This window comes from Pricia sp., from assembly GCF_041745955.1.
Classification (GTDB): domain Bacteria; phylum Bacteroidota; class Bacteroidia; order Flavobacteriales; family Flavobacteriaceae; genus Pricia.
Map to the genome: position 1 here is coordinate 1 of NZ_JBGTHY010000387.1, position 2,182 is coordinate 2,182.

Consider the following 2,182-nt stretch of genomic DNA (forward strand, 5'->3'; position numbering starts at 1 on the left):
TTTTGCCAAATCATAGGCGATAACCATGACCAACTTGGGTTCCTGCAACAGCGAAGCGGCAAAATCTTCACCTTCCTGTTCAATGGTAAAATCGTGAACGGGGGGTTCATATCCCTTTTGTACCTCGGTGGTCTCCACATCGATAAACTCACCGTCGACTGAAGGATAATCCCCTTGGGTCACGATTATTTTTTCTTCCCCCCCGACGTTGAACCGCCAGACATAGTCGTAAATCGGTTTCGGGGCATCCTCGGGCACGGTCATACCCTCCTCGATATTGGCACCGATTTTATAAGGCCTGAAATCAATGACGGGCAAATGGTTGAGTACGTAATACCCATAAACGATACTGAACACAATCGCCGCCAATGTAATAATCCGAATGGTATTCGTCCGAAAAAGCGGTGTGATATATTTTCTTCCAAAGAATAAAATAAGAATCAATAGTAACAGGATGATATCCTTGGTAAACGATTCCCAAGGAGTCAATTTTAGGGCATCCCCAAAACAGCCGCAATCGGTAACCTTGTTGAAATAGGCGGAATAAAAGGTCAGGAAAGTGAAGCCTACAATCATTATTAATAGGCTCCAAACCGTAAACTTTACTCGAAACCCCAATAAAAGGATGACCCCCAGCAAGACCTCGAAAATTACGATACAAATGGCAATGGCCAGTGCGTGAGGCTCCAAAAACGGAAGGTTGAGAACACTGGGCGCAAAATAATCCCCCAACTTAAACGCAAAACCTACGGGATCGTTTAACTTGATCAGGCCGCTAATGATGAAGAGAATGCCGACTAGGATTCTGCTGATGTTTACGATGTACTTCATAGGTTAAAATTCCTTCGGATTAGTGTATTGGTTGATGAGGCTTATGGGTTTAAACTCTTGTAAAAAATCCCTTTAAAAAACTTCCTGGCCTATTGACCTTTCAAGTGAATCAGCGCAAAAACCGAATAGTTGACCATATCCTGATAATTGGCATCGACCCCTTCACTAACGGAAGTCTTGCCCTTATTATTTTCTATCTGTTTTACCCGCAATAGTTTTTGGAGAATCAGGTCCGTCAAAGAGCTTACCCGCATATCGCGCCATGCCTCGCCGTAATCGTGGTTCTTGTTTTCCATCAACGCCTTCGTGGCAGTCGCATGTTTTTCATAGAGTTGGATGGCCTCTTCCGTGCTAAGGTCGGGCTGATCGGCAACGCCTTTTTCCAATTGGATAAGGGCGATGATGGAATAGTTGATGATTCCGATAAACTCCGAACGCTCGTCCTCATCCACTTTACGGACCTCATTTTCCTGCAAACTTCGGATGCGCTGTGCCTTGATAAAAATCTGATCGGTCAATGACGGAAGCCTCAAGATGCGCCAAGCACTACCGTAATCTCCCATCTTTTTTTGGAAGAGCTCCCGACAGGTTTGTAAGACCTCATCGTATTGTGCGGAAGTATTTTGCATAAATGGATTTGGATTGCTTAAATTTCGTCCGTTTTCCCGAACCGCCCAAAGTTCGTATTTTAATATTGGTTTATCAAGTCGAATGAACAATACCTTACTAATTCAACTACTATGACGCTTAACTGTAATGGCCACCTTATCGACCTGACCCATCCCAAGGTAATGGGCATTTTGAACATTACTCCTGATTCTTTTTATGACGGTGGAAAATACAAGGATGAAAAATCGATTTTGTCACAGACCGAAAGGATGCTGAAGGAAGGCGCCACCTTTATCGATGTCGGCGCTTACAGTTCACGGCCTGGTGCGGATGCCGTCTCAGAGGATGGCGAGTTAGGAAGGATACTACCGATAGTCGAAGGGCTTCTCAAGGAATTCCCCGATAGCATACTTTCCATCGACACCTTTAGAAGCAAAGTCGCCGAAAACTGCCTGAAAGCCGGTGCGGCCCTGATCAACGATATTTCCGCAGGAAAGCTTGACGAAAACATGCTGCCGACCATTGCGAAATATAAAGTTCCCTTTATCATGATGCACATGCGCGGCACGCCGAAGACCATGCAAAAGCAGACGGATTACGAAAATCTTCTGGTCGATATTTTAAAATATTTTTCCGAACGCATCGTCCAAGCCAGAAAGCTCGGCATAAACGATATTATTGTCGACCCCGGATTCGGCTTTGCCAAAACGCTGGCCCAGAACTATGAATTGCTTTCAAAATT

3 protein-coding genes are annotated in these 2,182 nt (G+C 44.7%); 1 reads left to right on the forward strand and 2 read right to left on the reverse strand.

Features of this window, described 5'->3' with window-relative positions:
- Both ACEW8S_RS14075 and ACEW8S_RS14080 read right to left on the reverse strand, forming a co-directional pair.
- Positions 1-831: BT_3928 family protein (locus ACEW8S_RS14075; RefSeq protein ID WP_373518774.1), on the reverse strand; the 831-nt coding region annotated here is incomplete at its 3' end.
- Between the two features lie 89 nt (positions 832-920).
- On the reverse strand, positions 921-1,460 hold the full coding sequence (locus ACEW8S_RS14080; protein WP_373518775.1) for a DUF1599 domain-containing protein: 540 nt from the start codon (positions 1,458-1,460) through the stop codon (positions 921-923).
- A gap of 111 nt (positions 1,461-1,571) precedes the next feature.
- On the opposite strand from ACEW8S_RS14080, the gene folP reads away from it, so the two are divergent.
- Positions 1,572-2,182, forward strand: a 611-nt coding sequence (gene folP, locus ACEW8S_RS14085) for a dihydropteroate synthase (RefSeq protein ID WP_373518776.1), incomplete at its 3' end; no start/stop codon positions are given.